The sequence below is a fragment of the Winogradskyella marincola genome, from assembly GCF_029624125.1.
GTDB classification, from domain to species: domain Bacteria; phylum Bacteroidota; class Bacteroidia; order Flavobacteriales; family Flavobacteriaceae; genus Winogradskyella; species Winogradskyella marincola.
In genome coordinates this window covers 19,389-40,909 of record NZ_JARSBN010000009.1, presented here as the reverse complement: position 1 = coordinate 40,909, position 21,521 = coordinate 19,389, and the positions used below count along the sequence as shown (strand labels likewise).

Genomic DNA, 21,521 nt, shown 5'->3' with positions numbered 1-21,521 from the left:
TTTGTTACAATTTAATGGTTGTTACAAAAACTGATAAACAAAGTCAAGCTATTCTTTGTCTATTTTTATATCTTACAGAATATACGCAAGTTATCGTATGGTAAGCCCTTCGCTTTTTTTGTTTTTTTGTACAAACACTTTATATCATGAAAAACCAGATCAGTCTATTTTTTTTAGTTTTAATAACGCTTAGCATTTCTGCACAAGACTTTGATTTTGTTAATGCTCCTGTTAATCCAATTGGATTTAAACAGAATAAAGAGCATTATAAATTGAAAGGTGATATATATGCATCTGAGGGAAAAATTTTTGATAGAAAAGGTAACCTTGTATATAATTTTGGAACTAGATATTATTATGACAATTCAGGTCGAATAACAGGAAATAACTACAATGATGAGTTTGAATACGATTACAAAGGAAATATTATTCGTTTCAAATACCCATCTGGTTCTGAGTATAATTACCAATTCAACAGCAAAAATCTATTAACATACGAGAAAAACACCTATGGTGACGAAAAGACCTATAAATATGATAGTCAAAATCGTGTAACTGAAATGGTACACAAAAAAAAGGGCGTACTAAACCTAACCAAATATTACAGCTATGAAAAAGCAGGTAATATTATAATAGTTACTACAAGAACTGTATATGCTGATGGAAGGCCCAATTATACGAGTAAAGTACATTATCGCAATGGCTATTTAGTTAAGGAGGAAGTAACATCAGGTATTTATGAATACGTTGTAGAAACTGATTCTAATGGGAATAAGATTAAATTCTATGACGCAAATAAAGAAGACCCTAAAATATTTGAAACACCTAATCGATATTATAGCGATGCTAATAAACCATTAAAAATAGAACTTGGTTATTATATTCCTGGTGGTCTTAAAACAGGAAATAAAAAAGAGGCTGTGTATATTAATGGAAATCATGCATTAGATATAGCTATAAGTAAAGGCATAAAACCTGATGAAAAAGTAATATACGATGGTCTTACGGAAACCTATTATTCTGTTCCAAACTTTGTAGAAGCCAATCATACTATAGATACTCGTGTTCCTGTTACAACTGTTTTGTCTAAAAACTTACCATATATTAATTATGCATATGATGGAAGTTTTATCAATTATGTTCATGGTTATAATAGAGTAAAATCAAGAAAATTTTGTTATATAGGTCCACATATGATTGATTATCGTGAAGATAAAAACAACGGTATTACTTACATTATTGATGATTATAAAAACCTTCAGCATAAGGAAATAAAACCAATGCGTGTTTTTACAACCGATACGTCTTCTATAGTTTATAACCGTAATTTAGAAACAGATAACTTCTTTATTGTTGTAAAAGGTGAACATATAGATTATGAAAAAGCAACGTTTGAATATCTAGATAATGGAGATCCTGTTATTTATATTGATAAAATACCAACATATGTACTTAATGGCTTTCCAGCAGCTAGAGAAAATAAAGTTTATAAAGGAAGTCTATATAACAATGAATTAAATACTAAAAGTAATTCATCAACGCAAGCAACTAATACATCAACTACTACAAGTACTTCGTCTAGCAGTTCTAGTTCTTCTGGCTACCAATGTGTTGAGGGAGATTGCACAAATGGTTGGGGAAAAGTAAAACTACCTGGCTCTGAGACAGAGTCTACATTTAGCAATGGTGCGCTTAACGGTGTTACCTACATTAGCTACTCTAACGGAGGTTCTTACCATGGTGAGTACAAGGATAACAGACGCGAAGGTACTGGCTTTTATTATTGGGCATCCTCTGGCAACACCTATGTAGGTCAATGGAAAGACGGAAAACAAGAAGGTTATGGCTATACTATTGATAGAAGCGGAACCATAAAAAGTATAGGTAAATATGAAAACGGAAAATTTGTAACAAACCTGGGAACAGATTATGAAGCAAATAAAGTTTCTGGCAATTGTATAGGTGATTGTAGTAATGGGTTTGGTAAATACACTTACAGCAATGGAGATATTTATATTGGCTTTTTCAGCAACAGTTATCGAGCGCATATAGGCACATACTATTGGATAAACAATAGTACTTACACTGGCGCTTATTCAACAAATGGAAAGAGAAATGGTTATGGCAAATACACATATGTAGACACTTCTGTGTTTAAAGGTTATTTTATTGATGACAAAATAGATGGATTAGGAAAAATGAAGTATGCTAAATCTGGAAATGTAGTTAATGGTGTATTTAACAACAATGGTGCTAAGGTTAAGGATTATTAAATATCCGATGCAGAAAGCAATTTGCATTTATTCTATAAATATTATAGATTGATGCTTATTTGATAAAAATATCATCAAAATTATGTGTACTTACCTTAATTTTGAAAGTAGCATTTTATGCATTCCTCTTTTGAGAATCACTTTCTAGCAAAAATGTGTTTCAATCATATCTAAAATAAAATTAAGTAACATCACTTTTTAATCAATCTTTTGTGTGCGCAAGCAGGAATAAATCGTGAGATAATAGATATCAACGATTGTACAATTTTGTTGGAAGAAGCTTCTACCAACAGTACTGTGGTGGACTCCTGTTTTTTTTGACGAACCTGTCATTGCCATTGCATTTTATGGTGCTGGTGATGTTGGTCTTACTGTAAAATGCAAAAGCAAAAGAATTCCATAATACAAAGGGTATGGTCTTATCATTCGCAACGAGCGTTAAAAAAAAGCATACTATCTTATCAAAAACGAACAAAAAACCATTCAAGAAGCAGCTTGGGCTGTAGGATATGATAGTTTGGGTTTGTTTTCTAATACCTTTGAAAAAAATTCGGTTATCGACCACGTCAGGTTTTTAAAAATGCTTTTCGAATAAATCATAATCCTTTTAGAATAAGTCGCTGATTCACAATCGAAATAGATTTGTACCATAATTTAAAACCAAAAAATTATGATAATTTCCTATCCTTTGATTAAACCAAAATATTATAAATCTCTATTAAAAGATTTAGTGAATTTTATAAAATCTCCTATAGAGACACCTTCTATAAAGAAAAGCATAACACATAAAATCTATGATACAATAGGTCTTTTTTTAATAAAGGCCGTTTTGTCAATAACAGTAGCATCAATATTACAGTTTATTTATGAACCTAAAAATCTGACTTCAATCAGTATGGCAGAACGATTTGACCCAATACTATTACTTCTAATTGGTGGATTTGTTTTACCGATGTTTGAAGAAATAACCTTTAGATTATCACTAAAGTTTAATCCCATATATTTTGCGTTAACATCTGGAACATTTACATATTACTTACTCACTAAGGCTGTTTTTAGAAGTCGATTATCCCTTGTAGATGAAACCTTTTGGTATCGAGTAATAACCGCTATTATTGTAATGTTGACTATATATCTAGTAAGTAGAACTAAAAACGTCAAAATCACGCTACAGAACTACTGGCAAAAGCACTTTAAAATGATTTATTATTTCTCGTGTGTAAGTTTTGCTTGGCTACATATTTTAAATTTTGAATTAAATCTAACCAACCTTTTGTGGTTACCAATATTAACGCTACCTCAATTATTTAGTGCAACTATAGCTGGTTATACGCGAGTTGCTTTTGGTTTTCAATACCCACTACTACTCCACATGATAACCAACATTCTATTTCTATCTTTAACGTTTTTGCCGCTTGACTAAAGAGTGAACTTTAAGCTTTCGTTTGTTTAAGTTTTTTCTAAGAAAAATGGTACTGATTTACAACAATTATTGATACTTGTTTATATCCATAAAACTGTTTTTTTGTTGAAGCTATTAATAGGTAATCATGTAGTGTATGGCGATTATATAACACCTAGTCAGCAGTGAGTCGAGAAAGTGTGATATATGAAAACAAACCTAACGAGTTACAACGTCATAGCTAAAGAGAAATTTTTAACCAAGCATAATAAATATTTAGTTAAATTATAAGCTGACGTTACTAAACAAAAATAAGGTTATAGGCTGATATTTAAAATTTAGGATTAAGTGTGCTATTTTTATTGATCTATAATCTTAAAACAAAATCCCTTGTATTACATCCTGAGATTCTTCCCCTAAAAAGGGAAAAGTAGCAATGATATCAAATTGTTTTCGATCAACATTAAAGCTGCGTAAAGCAATTGTATCACAAATAAAACTAATGTTTGGGTTTTTAGAGAATAAATATTTTGCTATTTCAATATTATTAGGTTGAATTCTTCTACCAATGGATATGTGTGGTTCGTAACTTTTAATATTTGTAGAATAGGGAAATTTTTTATGAACCGAAGTCATAATCTCTTTTAAATAGTACCTTGAAGTCACATCTGGTTTCAAAAAGAAAGCTCCATGTGGAAAAGCATCAAAACTGGTAAAATGAACTTCATGAGGTTTTAAATAGGTGGTAATCTCTGTTAACTTACTCTTTATTTTTATTAATTCTTTTTCGTCTCGTTCAAATTCATTTATAGTAATATGAGCTACAGAATTTTTACTATTATACCAACCAATTTTTGAAGCTAACAATTCTTTCATCTGCTTCACTTCTTCAATAACAGAATTACTTGGTTGGATAACTATTGAATATTTTTTCATTTATTTTCCATGATACAGAAAGTAAAACTAACTAAAATTAGTAGTATCTCGAATAAATGAGACAATTCTGATACAATTAAAATCAACACACATTGAGTTAATATTTTTATCTTCTCAAAGCAAAATGAGCTCTAAACTCTTTCTTTAATCCCGTGTTTGGTTCATTATACTCAACAACAAACCAATAATCACTAGAAGGCATAAGATTACCATTGTATGTACCGTTCCAACCAGAACCATTAGCACTTATTTGTTTTAATAACTTCCCATATCTATCAAAGATTGAGATCAATGCCTCTTGGTTTTCTAGTATTGTTATATTCCATGTGTCATGGATACCATCTCCATTAGGCGTAAAGTATTTTGGGTATCCCATTATTGTTATGGTATCATAACTCTCACCACAACCATTTTTATCTCTGGCGGTAACAGTATGTTCACCTATAGAAACATTAGTAAACGTGGATGAATCTTGCCAAGCACCATCATCTAAACTATACTCATATATACCACTACCAGTTACCGTTACTTCAATTGTATTTAATTCAGAGAAGGCATCGGTTGATACATTGGTACTGATTATTGGAGGTTCGCTTGTTATAACTGTTGTACTAGCAAAACTCTCACACATAGTTACTGAGGATGTAAAGGAATCACTTACTTTAACGGAATAAACACCTGACTCAGTTGGTATATAACTTCCTTCTGTTGCACCTGGAATGACTTCTTCATTTAAATACCAAACAAAATTATAGTTTGGTGTAGTTAAGCCTGTGTCAATTATTGGAGCATCTAGTATTTCGGTGCCATTAGTATTAATACACAACACATATTTCTCGTTTAAGGTAAATTTTGGTAATTCATTAACTCTTAGCGTTAATGGAGTTACCGCATAACAAATAGAACTGTCCATACCATCAATATTTGGTGTATTATTATCCACTCTTGCCCAAATGACTTGAGGGTTAACTGTGTTTGTAAATGACTGAGGTAATGAATTAACATTTAGTTCGGCATCTGTTTCACTTGCAAAATAGCTCACAGTATAATTTGCAGGATTCTGACCATCTAGTACAAAATCGTTTTGCGTAAATAAATCAAATTCAGCATAATTATTGCTTGAATCTTCATCAATATCTACTTCAGAATTACAAATTTCATAAAGTATTGGTTGCATATCACTATTGGCTTCTGCAGCTTCTTGTACTTCAATATTGAAACTCATATTACTTATTGAACAACCCGTTGAATTATTTGTTATGGCAACAAAAATTTGTTGAGGATTACTAATGTTTGTGTAAGGGCTGACGAGGCTATTCATTAAATTGTCTGCATCATCTTGAGAGATGTGATAGCTTACAGTGTAATCTAATGCACTTTGACTATTTAGAATTTCTTCATTTTTTGAACTTAAATCAAAACTATAAATACCATCATTATTAAGCTCACAAACTATAAAGTCAGTTATCGCAGTAGACTGAGGCAGAGGAAGAACTTCAATATTAAAATCAACAATTGTATAACAACCCGAATTATCATTTGTTACACGAACATAAATTACTTGAGGTGAATTTATATTAGTATACATAGTAGGATCTGTAATAGCATTTTCGCCAGCTTCAGCGTCTTCAATAGTTTCGTAATAACTTGGAGTAACTCCATTTTCGCCATTTAAGATTAATGCTTCATTTTCTGTTAGGTCAAAAACTTCAATACTATCACCACTATTGTTATCATCACAAAGTAAAATTTCTGGTAATACTTCTGTTGGTGTTGGGTTTGGCAAAACTCTAATGGTTAGAGTTGTATAATCCACACAGCCTGTGTCTGTATCTGTTACGACCACATAAAGCGTTTGTGGATTAGCTGCAGCACCATTTATAGATGTATTGGTGTAAGCTTCAGCATTAACCGAATTAGATTGAGCTTCAGCATCTATTTGTGTTTCATAAAAACTAACCTCGTAACTGTTGTTGCCACCTGTAATTTCACTGTATTTATCAGTTAGATTAAACACAGTAATTTCGTCATCTATGTTTTCATCACAAAGTTCTAAAGGTGTAGGAAGTATGGCAACTGGCGGTAAGTTTACACTTATATTAAATTCACCAATATCAAAACATTCATTGTCGCCACTTGTTAATCTAACATAGATAATTTGCGGATTACTTGTATTGGTATAGTTGCTAGGATTTGAAATTGGATTATTACCAGTTTGGGCATCTGCTTCTGTAACATGATAAGTTATAATAGCACTAGATTGAACTCCAATGATTTCATCATTTTTTGTTGTTAAATCAAATGGTGCAAAACCGTTGGCATCAGTATCGCAAATCGTATAATCTTCAATATTAGTTGGTACTTCAGGTATTTCGAGTATTCGTAGAGTTAAAGTTTCAGAAGCATTGTAGCAACCTGTTAGTGTGTTGGTTAACCTTACATAGATCGTTTGTTCATTGAGCGCTATATTGGTGTATGGACTAACAATTGGGTTTATTCCAGATTCGGCATCTTCAAGGGTTTCGTAATAGGAAACTTCAGTGTTAATCTCACCACCTATAATTTCTGATGATTTGTCTTCTAAGTTAAAACTGGCAAAACCATCATTATCGTCATCACAAACCTCAAGATCGGTTGGTGCTGTAGGAGAAGGTATTGGGTTAACCCTAATTAGTATTGTTATTGTACTTACACAACCAGTTTCATTCGTAGCTCTAACAAAAATATTTTGAGGGTTTACAACGTTGGTGTACAAACTTGATATAGAGTTGTCTCCACTATTTGCATCAGCCTGCGTAAGGTGGTAAGTAAGGTCAATTCCAGTTTGTCCGTTTAAAATTTCACCTGAAGCATCTTCTAGATTAAACATCTCAGCCTCATCGCCAGAATTATTTATATCACATAAATTTAAGGGTGTAGGTTGTGTTAAGACTGGTAATTCATTAACAATTAATTCTAGTGTGGTTAATTTATAACAACCTGAGTTGATATCTTCTACACGTACCCAAATAATTTGATTAAAGGCACTTGTGTTTGTGAAACTGTTAGGATTTGCTATTGGATTTGTTCCTAAATCAGCATCAGATTCAAGAATATAAAATGAGACCGTGTATAAAGTTGGGTCAGTTAAATTTTGAAGTATTTCAGCTTCTTTACTTGGTAAATTAAATTGCCCAATACCGTCGCCTGAGACATCATCACAAATTTCTAGAGGACCAGGAGGATTACCCAGTTGTGGAGTGGGATTTACAATAAGTTCTAGCTCTACAATAGTTTCGCATTCTGTTAATATAGTTGAACTTTCTACTCTTGCATAAACAACTTGATATCCATTAGAAATATTGGTGTATGGGCTAGAAATTTCATCAACACTGTTACTTGCATTAGTAGGAGTGTCGTAGTAAGTGACTGTTAACGTTGGGTCACCTCCTGTAATTTCATCATTTTTACTCGTTAAGTCAAACATTCCAACACCATCACTATCAGGATCGCAAAACACCAAAGGAGTTGGCGTATTAGCAGATGGTGCTTGCTCTACTAATAACTCCAATGTGGTTAAATTATAACATGATGTATTAAGATCTTCAACTCTAACATGAACTATTTGACCATTTACTGTATTTGTGTACGGAGAATTAAGAGGATTTATATTATCGTTTGCATCGTCTTGAGATATATGATAACTCACAGAATAATTTGGGTTTCCACCAGTAATTTCTTCATCTTTCAAAGTGAGGTCTATGCTCGTAATTCCGTCTGATGTACCATCATCACAAACTTGTAGAGCTGTAGGATTTATAATTGTTGGAGCAGGTATAACAACAATATCAAAAGTTGAAATCGAAAAACAATCTGGATTCAAATCATTTTCGGCTCTTACATAAATAGTTTGCTGCTCATTATCTGTGTTTGTATATGGACTCGTTAACTGACTTAGATTATCTTCTGCATCAGTATATGAAGCATGATAAGAAATAGTAATGTTAGTATTACCATTAAGAAGTAATGGTGTTTGTGAATCTAAATTAAATTCGGCAAAACTATCATTGCTAAAGTCGTCGCAAACCTCAAGTGGTTGAACAGTCGCTACAGTTGGTGTATCAAAAACTTCGAGCACTATAGGTGCAATAGAAAAGCAATCTGTAGCATCAGAATCTACACGAACATAAACCGTTTGATTGTAAGCTTGGATATTGTTAAACAATGTTGGGTCTGTTATTTGCGGTGTACCTGCTATGGCTTCAGTTTGAAGTGAATAATATGTAACAGTAACAGCTTGTGTATTTCCTGCTAATATTTCAGACTCAGCATCTGTGAGATTAAATGTTCCTATACCTTGATTAGAAGGGTCGCATGAAAGCAATATAGCAGGAGTATTTGCGATTGGCGCATCTATAACCTGCAAATTTAATGTGGTAAAGTCTACACATCCTAAATTGGTTTCAACTCTTACATATACTGTTTGGTTTGCAGAAGTACTATCGTAAGGAGAAACTAATGCATCAGCCATGTTCCCTGTATTTGCTAATGCTTGCGTTTCGTAGTAGGTAACCATAACATTAGCTTCATTATTTGATATATCAGCACTTTGTAAATCTAAATCAAAAGGTGCAGAATTAGGATTTGTACCATCGTTACATGCAAAAATAGGATTCGGATCTACTACAGTTGGTAGTGGATTTACAGTTATAGTCTCAGTAGAATTAACATCTATTACACAACTTACAGCACTAGAATTAGTGACTGAAAGGATATTTACATCAGTGGTAGCTGTTAATGTTGGTAATGTTAATGTAAAATTTCCTGAAGCATCTAAAGTTAAATTTTGATTGACGCCACCATCAATAGTATAGGTAATTTCAGAGTTAGCATCACCCGAAAATTGAAGAATACCATCCTCTCCTTCGCATATTGGTGAGTTATTTACAATTGTAGGTACACTTAACGATACAACAGTAACGGTTTCGGTATCTGTTTCTATTTGAGAACAGACAACAGAGCCATCACCAGCTATAACTTGTGCATTTTCTAGTGTAACTGTAATATCTGTTACTGGTGTTTCTATCAAAGTAGCTTCACCAGTAGCATCAAGAGGTATTTGCTGAGAAGTCCCTCCATTAATAGTGTAATTTACAGTTGCATTTGGTGTTCCCTGAATAGTGAAGGTTACAGTATCTCCTTCACAAATTTCATTATCGGAAACCGATAGTGTTGCTTCAGGAATTGGAGATACAACAAGGTCGAATTCAGTTATGTTGTAACAATCATTAGAACCATTGGTAGCTTTTGCGTAAATGGTCTGCGGATTAGAAGTATTGGCATAAATACCTGGTAATTGATTAATATTATCAACTGCATCGGCTAAACTTGCAAAATATTCTACTGTTGTTCCTGCATCAGAATTTATAGAGCTACTTAAACCATTTAAGTCAAAAACAGATAAATCTGGAGTACTACTACATTGTACAACGTCGTCAATTTCATTAACATCTGGTTGTGATGGAAATGCGCCAGAACCGTTCATAGCTGTTCCTGTCCATTGAAGCTCAAAACCTCCATCGCCTGCAGGCCTGTCTATAACAATATAATAGGATTCGCCTACATTAACATTAAGCCAATACACATATCCGTTTCCATTAGCTCCAGGACCTGTTTGTGTTAAGGTTGTACTACCATTGATTCCTGTATGGTTATTGGCTAAACCTGCTTGAGCAGGATTGGTTGTAGCACATCTTATGGGATTTCCTATTGCGCCACAATTAACATTTGGACCATAAACCCAAAAGTCATAATCTACATTAATATCCGGATCATTTGGGATGAGGTCAAAGCCTAAAGTTCCAGCTTGTACAATGTATACCTCTAGCCATAACGAATTGTGTTCAAAACCACTACAAGAATTAACCTCAAACTCATTACCTGATCCTACGGCATTAGACATAAAACTGCCATTTCCACAAACAGTGATAGCATTAACGCAATCGTTAGGTTCTTGTGCAGCTAATTGTATTGCAGAAAAAACTAAACAAGTCAATAACATTATATGTCTCACACTAATACTCATAAGGCATTTATCTATTTTCATTTGTAATTATGGCAAGTAATTATTAAACAGGCTTAATCTAACTACACCTGGTAGTTTTTAATTCTTTTTTATTAAAAATTCTGATCTTCTATTTTGTGCATCTTCACTATCTGTACAATTTGGTGTACACTTAACTAGAGGCTCCTTACTTCCTACTCCTTCAGAAGATAATCTAGATTTGTCGACACCTTTAGAAATTAGATATTGTACAGTAGATTTTGCTCTTCTTTCTGACAATTTTTTGTTATAATCAGCAGATCCTTTTGTATCTGTGTGAGATCTTACTAAGATATTCATATCTGGATAATCTTTCATGATTTTCACCAATTTATCTAATTCTAGCGCACCTTGTTGGGTGATATTACTTTTATTAAATTCGAAGTAAATGTTGTTTAATTTCACTTCTCTTTCAGTAATAATTTCATTGATTGGTTCTAGATCAACATTAATAGTTACATCATTTCCTTCAGATGGAGTAACAGGAATTATAATATCATTATATCCTTTTTTTGATACAGAAATACTGTAAGAATCCTCACAACTTACGTTAAAGTCCGTTTTACCATTTTTATCAGATTTTTGAGTTGCAATTTCACGATTTTGACTATCTGAAATAGTTATTTCAGCATTTTTTAATACAGTATTAGTTACCTTATCTTTTACAATTACATAGGTTTCAAATTGACAAATAGGAATGGCAAGATAGATATTGTCTGCTCCAGATCTGTTTGAAGAAAAGTACCCGATTTTATTTTTAGCATTAACACTAAAAGAAAAATCGTCACTTTTAGTGTTAATTGCGTTTCCCAGATTTTCAGCTTTTGTATCGTTTTTTAAGTCGCATTTAAAAATATCAAAACCACCAAAACCTTGTCTTCCGCTTGATGCAAAATATAAAATATCGTCTTCTGCAATGAATGGAAATCCTTCTTTTCCTGAGGTGTTAACGTTTTCACCCATATTCACTGGGTTTCCGTAGGTACTTCCATTAATGCTAATTTTCCATATATCTGTATCTCCATGTCCACCTGGCATGTTAGAAGCAAAATACAACGTTTTACCATCAGGACTTAAACTAGGATGGCTTACAGTATAGTCATTGCTATTAATAGGAAGTGCTGTAATCTTGTCCCACTTACCATCAATTAATGTTGCTTTATAGATACCTTGCTGTGCTAATTTTACTTTATTATTCTTTATTTTTTTGTAAGTACCCATACTATGTCCATCTCTGGAGAAATACATCGTTTTTCCATCTTTACTTATTGTTAAAGGTCCATCGTGATATTGAGTATTTAGTTCTGCAACTTCTTCTGGTGTTGATAGTGTGCCATCGTCGTTTCTAATAGACTTGTAGATATCTAAGTAAGATTGTTTTGTCCACGAGTCTTGCTTTTTTGAGCTCTTTCTAGTGCTAACAAAATACAAGATGTTATCATTAGAAAGAACAGCACCAAAGTCACTTTGTTTATCGTCGTTTATAGTAGTTTCTTCAACATTAAATAATTTATCTTTTTCTACTAATTGTGGTATGTAGTTTGGATTTTTAAGATAAGCTTTAGCGCGTTCGTCTTCTGGCATAAGTTTAGCAAATACATCCATTTGCTCATTAGCCAATTTGTATTTACCCTGAGATTTTAAGACTTGCGCGTATTTGTAATAGGTTTCTGCACTTGGTTGTTTTTCTAAAGCTGTTTTATACCATTTTGAAGCTTCTTCTATATTATAAATATTGTAATAACTATCAGCTAATTGTACACTAACATAAGCGCTAACTTCATTGTCTGTAGTGAGTTTTAAGTACTCTTCAATAGCATCTACATATTGGTAGCTGTTGTAAAGCTTATCGGCTTTTTCTGTTTTTTTGTTTTGCCCTATACTGATGGAAGTAACTAGTAATAGACAAAATAAACTAATAATGTTTTTCATTTGTATTGAAATTTTCATTTATATATTAGAAAAATCTAGGTGATATAGACACCTTCTTTGGGAAATTTAAATCGAATAAAAGCATTACTTCATGTGAAGATGACGTAGCACCACTTAACTCCGAAGTTATATGGTCGTATGCATATCCAATTCTTATACTTGGTGATACAGCTAAATTAGCCATTGCTCCAATTGAGTCGTCTAAGCGGTAGGTTGCACCAATTTCAAATTTGTTATACAATAAAAAATTGGCTGAAAGATCTAAAGATGTTGGTGATTCAAAAGCAGACTTCATTAAAAATGAAGGTTTAAACTTTGTGTTTTCTGATAGGTTAAACACATAGCCTGCTGATAAAAAATAATGTAGCACTTCAGAGCCATAAGTATATTGCTGTCCGTTATTACTAATGTCTAAAAATGTATTTTTTAGCATATTAGGAATAGAAAACGACACATAGTAATTGTCTGTATAATAAAACAATCCTGAGCCAATATTAAGATTAGCATTACTAACGTCTTCGCTAAAAGCTTCGTCGTTAGAATCATTAACAAAACCATTTCCGATATCGCTAAAAAAGCCAATGTTTTGTATGGTAACTCCTGCTTTTAGACCAAAAGCTAATCGATGTTCTCCGCCTAAATTTAAAGTATAAGAAAAGTCTGCATATACATTGTTTTCTTCAACTGGACCAATTTTATCTGAAATTACAGATAGCCCTAAACCTACATTTTTACCAATAGGACTGTGTACGGATAAGATAGCTGTTTTAGGCGCATCATTGATATTTACCCATTGCGTTCTGTATAGTAAACCTACAGATAAATTCTCTTTAGAACCTGCATAAGCCGGATTTACCACATTCATATTATACATGTATTGTGTATACTGAGGGTCTTGCTGTGCTAAGGCGTTAAATGTAAAAACAATAGCAATACTTAAGGTGATATATAATTTTTTCATTGGTATTAAATCTTTCATTTTACTATTGATTAATATGCTCTGTTTATGTATACCCAACCTGTAACAGAACTACCATCTTCTTTTCTAATACTATAGAAATATGTGCCATCTGGTAATTCGTCTCCTTTGTTAGATTGTCCATACCATTGGTTGGTATATGTTCCTTTAAATGTATAGACCTCTGTACCATATCTGTTATACATATAGATTTCAGTAACCCCAAAACCAGTTAAATCGAAAGTGTCATTTTTACCATTACCATCTGGTGAAATCCCTTTTGGAATATCTCGGCAAGCAGAACGCTCTGCTGTAAAAGACTGAGTCACAGAACAACCTCCAAATTGTACCGTTACATTAAATATTGTTGGTACACTTAGTCCTGAGTTTTGATCTAAGTAATCAGTAATATTAAATATTTCTGAAGTTTGATTAGTAACATTTCCATTAGCATCTGTCCATAAATATGTGGCTTCATCTGGATTAAAAGAGCTGGCAACTGGTGAAGCAGTTAATATATAATCCTCTCCATCACATTCACCAGATATAGCAACCTCTATTGTGTCTAAAATTGTAATATTAAAGCTACTTGAACCATTTTCTGTACAACTATTTTGATCTGATGGAATCGTATAGGTTACAGTATAGTTTCCTAGAGTACTTGCTGCAACGTCAATTTCACCAGTAGAAGAATTAATTACCAAGCCATTTTCAGCTGTGAATGTTCCTCCTTGAGTAAAATCTGTGTCAGTGTTTGGGAATATGGTTCCGGCATCACCACAATAAACATCTTCATTGTAACTAAAGGTTGTAACAGGTGTATTAGTTTCTGTAATTTCAATAGTTGTTGTAAACGAACCTTCTAGTATACAGTTTGTTGTGTCTTCTTCATAAGTATAAGTTATTTCATGAGTACCAGAAGTTGCCGATGTCATGTTAATAATACCAGTAGCAATGTCAACATCTAAAGTTGCTGAACTAAAGTTACCACCTGTTGTAAATCCTGTTGCTAATTCAGGATTAAGTTCACTTACTCCTAAAGGACAAATTACAGAAGGATTATAGCTAAATTCAGTTATTGATGCTACAGATGCATTTATAGTAAGAGTAAAATTACTACTGTTATTTGCGATACAGTTATTTAAATCTTCAGCAATTTCATAAGTAATAGTATATGTGCCCGTTGCACTCGCATCTAGATCTATATCTCCTGTTATAGCGTCTAACGTAAGACCAGCAGTAGAGCTAAATGTTCCGCCAGATGTAAAATCATCACCCGTAATTACTGAAATGATTCCTGTATCCTCGCAATAGTTTGATTCAGCATAACTAAAATCTGTAACAGGATTGACAGTAGCTACAACCTCAATCGTAGTTGTATAAGTACTACCTTCAATACAGTTAGCAATGTTTTCATCAAAGGTGTAAGTAACATCATGTATACCTTCTGGAGCTGTTGTTAAATCAATTTCTCCAGTTGTACTGTCAACAGTTACAGTAGTAGATGAAAATGTTCCTCCAGTTGTAAACCCAGAATCTAAGGTTGGAAGCACAGTTGTTCCGTTAAGTAAACAAAAAGCCTCATTACCATAATTGAAGGTTGTAACTGGTGTTTGAGCAGCTATAAAATTAATAGTTGCTGTATATGTTCCGCCTTCAAGACAGTTGTCTTCGTCACCTTCAAAAGTGTAAAGAATATCATGCTGACCTGCTAAAGCCGAACTCATGTCTATTACTCCTGTTGAAGGATCTACAGTCAGTGTTGTTGAAGTAAATGTTCCACCTGTATTAAAATCATTACTTAATATTGGTGTTGCATCAACATCATTTAAAATACAAGTATCGTCATATGAAAAAACTAATTGAGGTGTAAAAGATTCACTAACAGTAACTATAATTTCTGCCCTAGGACCTTCACAGCCTTCATTATTCATATATGCTACATAGTATGATGTCGTAGCAACAACTGATGTATCTGGTGTTGGTGCTGTAGTACTTCCTGTTCCTCCTGTAGCTACTGTATACCAAACAAGTGTTAAGGCATCAGCAGGCGTTGCAATAAGCTGCTCTGAAGTATCATTTAAACAATACTCTACAGATGACTCTACTGTTGGCACTTCAGCCACACCGTTATATGTAATTTCAATATCGTAAGAACAATAGCTGGTTTGCCAAGTAAAAGTATATATACCTGGTTGTACAAAACTATTAATATCTGTGGTATTGTTGCTTGGTGTTACAATAGTTACTTCACCAGGATTAGAGTCACTGGCTATCCATGTACCCATTCCATTAGCTTCAACAGTTGTTGTATTACTGTTACAGTCTACCGCATGTGGTTGTGTTATAATTTCGTTATTAGCGACAAAATTTACAGCGTCTAAAACATTACCAATATCATCACCATCACTAGCTCTAAAAATAAAACGGGTTTCGGTTTGCCCAGCAGGAACAATATATTGGCCTGTTACTAAACTCCATGCTTGTGTAGCACCAAGATGACTGTCTATCTGCGTGTAAGGTCCACCTGGAACACCAGCGAAAAGTTCTACAGTATTACCATCAAACCTTGCTAGATGTGCAAAACTATAGTCCATTAAAGTCATTTCAGATGTATCAAAATCTCGATATAGACCTTTAATGTTTGGATCATTAGGATCTATTGTTGTACCTTGGTCAGATAATATCTGAACACATTGTCCACCTTCGTAAGGTGTAAATCCAGGTGCGTTTAATGATTCCCAGTAAAAGATATTATTAGAAGAATCTAAATTAGATCTCCAACCTGGTACTGTGTTTAATGAAATGATCGTATTAACACCACTTAAACCGTAGATTACAGGTTCTTCAAAATCCCCATTTGGCGTATCTACTAAACATAAATCTTCTGGTGTTTTAATGCAGATACTAAACCTATGTTCGGTAGTATCTGTTGAATTTAATGTGACTCTTACCTTGTAATTATCTCCAACAACTAATTCTGAAGAATACATTGCAACCAATACATTGTCATAGCTACAAGCTATTTCTTCGAGTGTACCAGCATTATCTCTATATAGTGTTGTAATCATTTCGTAATACGCTGGATCTCCATTGGTGTCACGTAGACTTCCACTAAAACTATTAAGTTCTATAATGTGTATTTGAGATTCTGCTATAAAATCGAACCAAACATCACTACCATTTGTACCAGAACATGTCATCGATTCTGGTGATACTGATGCATTTATAAACGAAACTTCGCTAACAGACGTTTCGCAAACTGTACTATCATTTATTGGTACTGTAATAGCATTAGAAATATCATCATTTCTAACAAATTCAAAAGGACCAGACCAATAACTTTCATCATCTGTACCACAAACAGCTCTTACAAAATACTCATAGGTAGCAACGTTAGGATCTACAAAATCAGATGCGATTGGAGTATATGAGTTGGTTGATACTAGTGTTCCCGATTGTGGTATTGTTCCATTTTGGTATGGTTGAACTGCAACTTCCCATTGTGTCTCACTACCTGCAGGAGTCCATGAAAACTCAGAAAACTCATTTATCGTTAAATTAGTAGGTTGAGGACAACTTATTGCACCACAAATAGCCGTACCTTCATAAACAGTTGTTCTTAAAAGAATGCCTGTAGGGCTCGAAAATACTACGTTATTTGATGCATCTAAAATATCGAATTGATAACTATCGTATTGAGCCTGATTACTTCCTATGGTATCAAAATATACCGAAAATTCTGTACCAGAACATAAGAACACAGTAAAGGTATCTCCTGTATTGCCTTCAAAAGGAAGCGATTGCAAAAATTGATTGTTTTGTGAAATATCTAATGTAGCAGAAACATCAGAACCACTTGTTAATACAAATGTGTACTGACATAAATTATCAAAACTACATCGTGTTGTTAGTGTTTCTGGACCTACCCATTCTGCATCAGTAACACCAGTACAAACAGGTCTTACATACACATCATACATAGTTGATGGGTCTAAACCTGTTACCGTAAAAGGATTTGAATCTGCATTGTACAAATAAGTTGGATCAGTATCTCCAACAGGAGCAGAAGTTCCGGATGGTTGAACTGAAATTTCCCAATCAGTTTCAGATCCATTAGCGTCCCATGATACTAAAAATTCGGTATCCGTAATACTTCCTATTGAAATATTAGTAACCTCAGCACACTCTGGCACATCTTCTATATTAACATTATCGATAGCTAAAGTTTGCCCTCTGTAAGGACCTGTACTAGGAAAATAAGGTACGTGAAAAGCAATATTAATATCACCTGAGATTCCAGCTGGAAAATTTATAATCTTAACCTTATATTCAACATTGTTTATAATTTCTGTATCAGTATCAGAATCGTAAAGTACTGTTGTAAACTGATCTAAACCAATACCATTTGTAGATAGTAAAACATCTAAATCTTCAGTAAAGAAACTGTCGTTTACTCTATAATAATAGCGTAAACGTTGGTTTTCTGTAATTGTAATTGTTGGTGAAATTAACCAATCATCGTTATTACCATTCTGACCTGTGAACATTACCGCAGCTTGGTCTCCTTCATAAGAAAATCCTGTAGTATTTAACTCCCAAGTTTCTAAATCATCATTACTATTAACAACAGTCCAACAGCTTTCTGTTTCAGAATCTGTATTAAAAGTTTCTGTAAATGGTGAGGCAAAAGCATTACATAAAGTTGAAAATGTTATTGGACCAATCCAATCACTGGTTTCTGTACCACAATTAGCTTGCACATAAAACTCATATTCAGTATCTGCTGTTAAACCTGAAGGAATAAAATTAGGATCCGTAACTGCTTCTCCTGTAGTTGGAATACCAGAGCCTGCTAACTGCACAGCAACATTCCAGTCTGTTTCTTGATAGCCTTGAGTCCAAGATAGCTCTGCACTATTAGAGAATACTGTGTCTACAGTCAAACCAGAAGGGTTTGGGCATGAAGGTGCATCTGTTATACTTACGTCATCAAGACTTAGAATAGACCAACCGCCAGTAAATTCTGGTGGCACTCTGAAAGCGATGTATACTGTCCCTGTAGCTTCAATAATAATGGACTTTTCTTCATAATTAGAATTTGTAAAAACTTCAAATGGAGAGATAACAGAAAAGCTACTCGGATTTGTATTTGTTGTAGACATTAAAACTTCAAGACCAAATCTTGGTGGCCCTGTTTGGAATGAGAAATCGGCTCTGTATTTATACTTTAATTCTTTAATACCATCCATATTGATTGCTGGTGATATTAAATAATCATTAAAACCTGAAGGTGGTGAAAACGGAGACGTTTGTATTAGAGCATGGTCTTCATCAATAGTCCAAGTAGCACTATCTCCATTAGCGTCATTTATTTCCCAACAAAATTTTTGAGTACCAGCATCTTCATCATCAAAACTTTCATAGAAAGGTGTGTCATAAGATTCACAAAGTGTTGTAAATGCAACTGGGCCAACCCACTCACTTTGGTCGTCTGCAGCACAGTATGCTCTTACATAAAATTCATATCGTCTACCAGAGTCTAAACCATTTGCGACATAAGGAAAATTGTTTGAAACCAATTCACCATCAGTAGTAGGAATACCAGAACCTTCATCTTGTATAGCAACTTGCCATTGTGTTTCGCTATCTCCTGCAGTCCATAATAACCATGCAGAGTTTGTGGTAATCTGAGATTCTAACACAAATGGATCTAATGGATCTGGACATGTTGGTTTATCTTCAATAACCACATCATCAAAAGAAATTCGCAATGCTGTTTCGGTTGTATTTGGTTCAATTACAAAGGCAACGTTTACTTCACCAGAAATTGCAATTGGTATATCTACAATAACTTCTTGAAAAGTAGTGTTGTTTATTGTTGTTTCTGGTTGAATGATAGTTGTAAAATTATCTCTACCAACACCAGTTGTTGACAGTTTTACAGAATATGTAGAAACTCCTTGTGTTGCTCTGTGCTTATATCGTAATCGCTTTTGAGTAATTCCATCAAAATTTACTCTTGGTGATGCATAAATATCATTGTTTAATCCGTTGATGTTATTGTTTTCAGTTCTTAATGTAGCGTAGCCACCAATAAAGGCAAAACTATTTCCATCTCCGTCAACATCTAGAGTTGTCCAGCATGGCTCTGGGTTTTCGTTTGTAGCATTCGTAAACTCTGTTGAGTATGGCGTATTAAATGTTGAACATTGCGTTTTAAAAGTAACAGCGTCACTCCAAACACCTGGTGTTCCACCACATACAGATCTTACGTAGATATCATATACTGTATCTGGTGCTAAACCTGATATAACGTTATCTAAATTGGTTGCTGTAGCAGTACCAGAACCTGTTGGCTCACCAGAACCAGCAGTAACTACTGCATATTCCCAAGAATCTGAAAAACCTCCAATATTATCCCAATTAAAACTAACACTATCCTCAGTTAAATCATTATAATAGATATCACCAGGAGGAGCACAGTTAGGACTACTAATTTCTAATTGAAAACAGATACCAGCTGTTGTAGATAATTGTGATGATACAACAATAATATACGTTTCACCTGCTTGCACCAACAAATTAGATATTGTCATTGGCTGATTACTTGCTGTTGTAATAGTACCTGCTAAACAATTTACTCCAACATCGGCACAACTATCGTAAACAAATAAAGAACTTCGACTGTTGTAACAGTTATTACCGTTGGCACCACCATCTGTTCCTGTTTCTTGTGTTAAGGTTAATAAACCATCTTCAGTTGGTGTATAGGAAAGAAATATTTTGTTACCATTTAGGTAATTCGTTGTATTAGATCCAGGTAAACAATTTGTTCCTTCGGTAGTGTATGTAATATCTGGATTTTCCCACTGATCCAAATTATCTATCAACACATATGGAGTTGTTGAAATATCTGGTATAACAATTGGTTCGTCACAAGACAATCCAAATTTTAAAGTTTCAAAAGTAAAAGGACCAGAGTATTCACTAACAGTGTTATTATTACAAATAGCTCTTATGTAAATGTCATATTCTGTCTGCTCATCTAAATTTTGAAGGGTATAAGACGTTCCTGTAACAGGAATACCAGCTCCTGAAGGAATACCACCTATTGGAAGTACTTGTAATTCGAAATTTGTTGCAGAAGGATGCGACCAAGTCACCTCTGCTCCATCTACAGTAATATTATCTATTGTTACATCATCAGTATCTACTTCAGAACAACCCTCTAGAATAGAAACATTATCTATAAACCATTCATCTCCAGCAGGTGTTACACCATTTTGTGTATTTACTGCAACAAAAGCAATATAAATATTCAGTCCTGCAGGAATTGATGAAGGAATCTCAACTATTTTTTCTTCATAGCTTGTCTGTGAGCCCGTATTGAGGTTAGATTCTGTATAAGATTGAAGGTTAATGTTAAAACCATTAAAGTCTGGTTGTGCGGCTGTAGATAACCTTATTTGATATTGAGTGCCTTTATCTACTTCACTTCCTTGTTTGGTAAAGAAATGTATTTCACCGTTTTCTGGAACTGCGAATTGTGGTGTTACTAAGAAATATTGAGCTGTATTTTGATCACCAATATTATCTAGAGATGGATTTATAGATACTGCATTAGTGCCTAAATATCCATCTGTAGTAGTTTGCCAAGCTTCTGAGCCTACTCCGTTATCTACTACCGTCCACTCGGCTGGAATACCACTATCAAAATTTTCTGATACTTGGGCAATACCTTTAGCACAGAAGATAAAAGCAACCAAAAATAATAGTCCTGCTTTTTTTATCTGTAGCTGCCTAGAAATAGAATTCAGATTAGAAGGAATAATCGATGAAAAAATTTGGGTTCTTACCACATTGGCGAGTGACTTATTTTTCATATTGAATGATATTTTCTGTTAGTTAGTGTTTGAATTTTTACATTCTAAATGT

General features: G+C 33.7%; 7 protein-coding genes. 2 read left to right on the top strand and 5 right to left on the bottom strand.

The genetic code is table 11. The annotated features are described in order from the left end of the window. The first annotated feature begins 146 nt into the window (after window positions 1-146). Window positions 147-2,273 (top strand): MORN motif precursor, encoded by a 2,127-nt coding sequence (locus P7122_RS14225; protein ID WP_278006466.1) that lies wholly within the window; start codon window positions 147-149, stop codon window positions 2,271-2,273. A 670-nt stretch (window positions 2,274-2,943) separates the two neighbouring features. Further along, the gene (locus tag P7122_RS14220) at window positions 2,944-3,696 is read left to right on the top strand and encodes a hypothetical protein (RefSeq protein ID WP_278006465.1); all 753 of its coding nucleotides are present in this window, start codon (window positions 2,944-2,946) and stop codon (window positions 3,694-3,696) included. Between the two features lie 354 nt (window positions 3,697-4,050). On the opposite strand, the gene P7122_RS14215 is transcribed toward P7122_RS14220, so the two are convergent. The 5 genes from P7122_RS14215 to P7122_RS14195 all read right to left on the bottom strand — a co-directional run bounded on the left by P7122_RS14215 (window position 4,051) and on the right by P7122_RS14195 (window position 21,469). Next, entirely contained in the window at window positions 4,051-4,611 is a 561-nt protein-coding gene (locus P7122_RS14215; protein WP_278006464.1) for a 2'-5' RNA ligase family protein, read from the bottom strand. Window positions 4,612-4,717: 106 nt separating this feature from the next. Further along, window positions 4,718-10,696, bottom strand: coding sequence for a T9SS type B sorting domain-containing protein (locus tag P7122_RS14210; RefSeq protein ID WP_278006463.1), 5,979 nt, complete (start codon window positions 10,694-10,696; stop codon window positions 4,718-4,720). A 57-nt stretch (window positions 10,697-10,753) separates the two neighbouring features. Continuing rightward, the gene (locus P7122_RS14205) at window positions 10,754-12,625 is read right to left on the bottom strand and encodes an OmpA family protein (protein ID WP_278006462.1); all 1,872 of its coding nucleotides are present in this window, start codon (window positions 12,623-12,625) and stop codon (window positions 10,754-10,756) included. Window positions 12,626-12,650: 25 nt separating this feature from the next. Beyond that, window positions 12,651-13,586 (bottom strand): PorP/SprF family type IX secretion system membrane protein, encoded by a 936-nt coding sequence (locus P7122_RS14200; protein ID WP_278006551.1) that lies wholly within the window; start codon window positions 13,584-13,586, stop codon window positions 12,651-12,653. 29 nt (window positions 13,587-13,615) lie between these two features. Next, window positions 13,616-21,469, bottom strand: a complete 7,854-nt coding sequence (locus P7122_RS14195) for a choice-of-anchor J domain-containing protein (RefSeq protein ID WP_278006461.1) — start codon at window positions 21,467-21,469, stop codon at window positions 13,616-13,618. Window positions 21,470-21,521: the final 52 nt, after the last annotated feature.

What these genes read in the sequence shown, in the direction of transcription:
- P7122_RS14220 (WP_278006465.1), top strand. Translation starts at nt 2,944, where the DNA reads ATGATAATTTCCTATCCTTTGATTAAACCAAAATATTATAAATCTCTA.
- P7122_RS14195 (WP_278006461.1), bottom strand. Translation starts at nt 21,469, where the DNA reads ATGAAAAATAAGTCACTCGCCAATGTGGTAAGAACCCAAATTTTTTCA.
- P7122_RS14205 (WP_278006462.1), bottom strand. Translation starts at nt 12,625, where the DNA reads ATGAAAAACATTATTAGTTTATTTTGTCTATTACTAGTTACTTCCATC.
- P7122_RS14200 (WP_278006551.1), bottom strand. Translation starts at nt 13,586, where the DNA reads ATGAAAAAATTATATATCACCTTAAGTATTGCTATTGTTTTTACATTT.
- P7122_RS14210 (WP_278006463.1), bottom strand. Translation starts at nt 10,696, where the DNA reads ATGAAAATAGATAAATGCCTTATGAGTATTAGTGTGAGACATATAATG.
- P7122_RS14215 (WP_278006464.1), bottom strand. Translation starts at nt 4,611, where the DNA reads ATGAAAAAATATTCAATAGTTATCCAACCAAGTAATTCTGTTATTGAA.
- P7122_RS14225 (WP_278006466.1), top strand. Translation starts at nt 147, where the DNA reads ATGAAAAACCAGATCAGTCTATTTTTTTTAGTTTTAATAACGCTTAGC.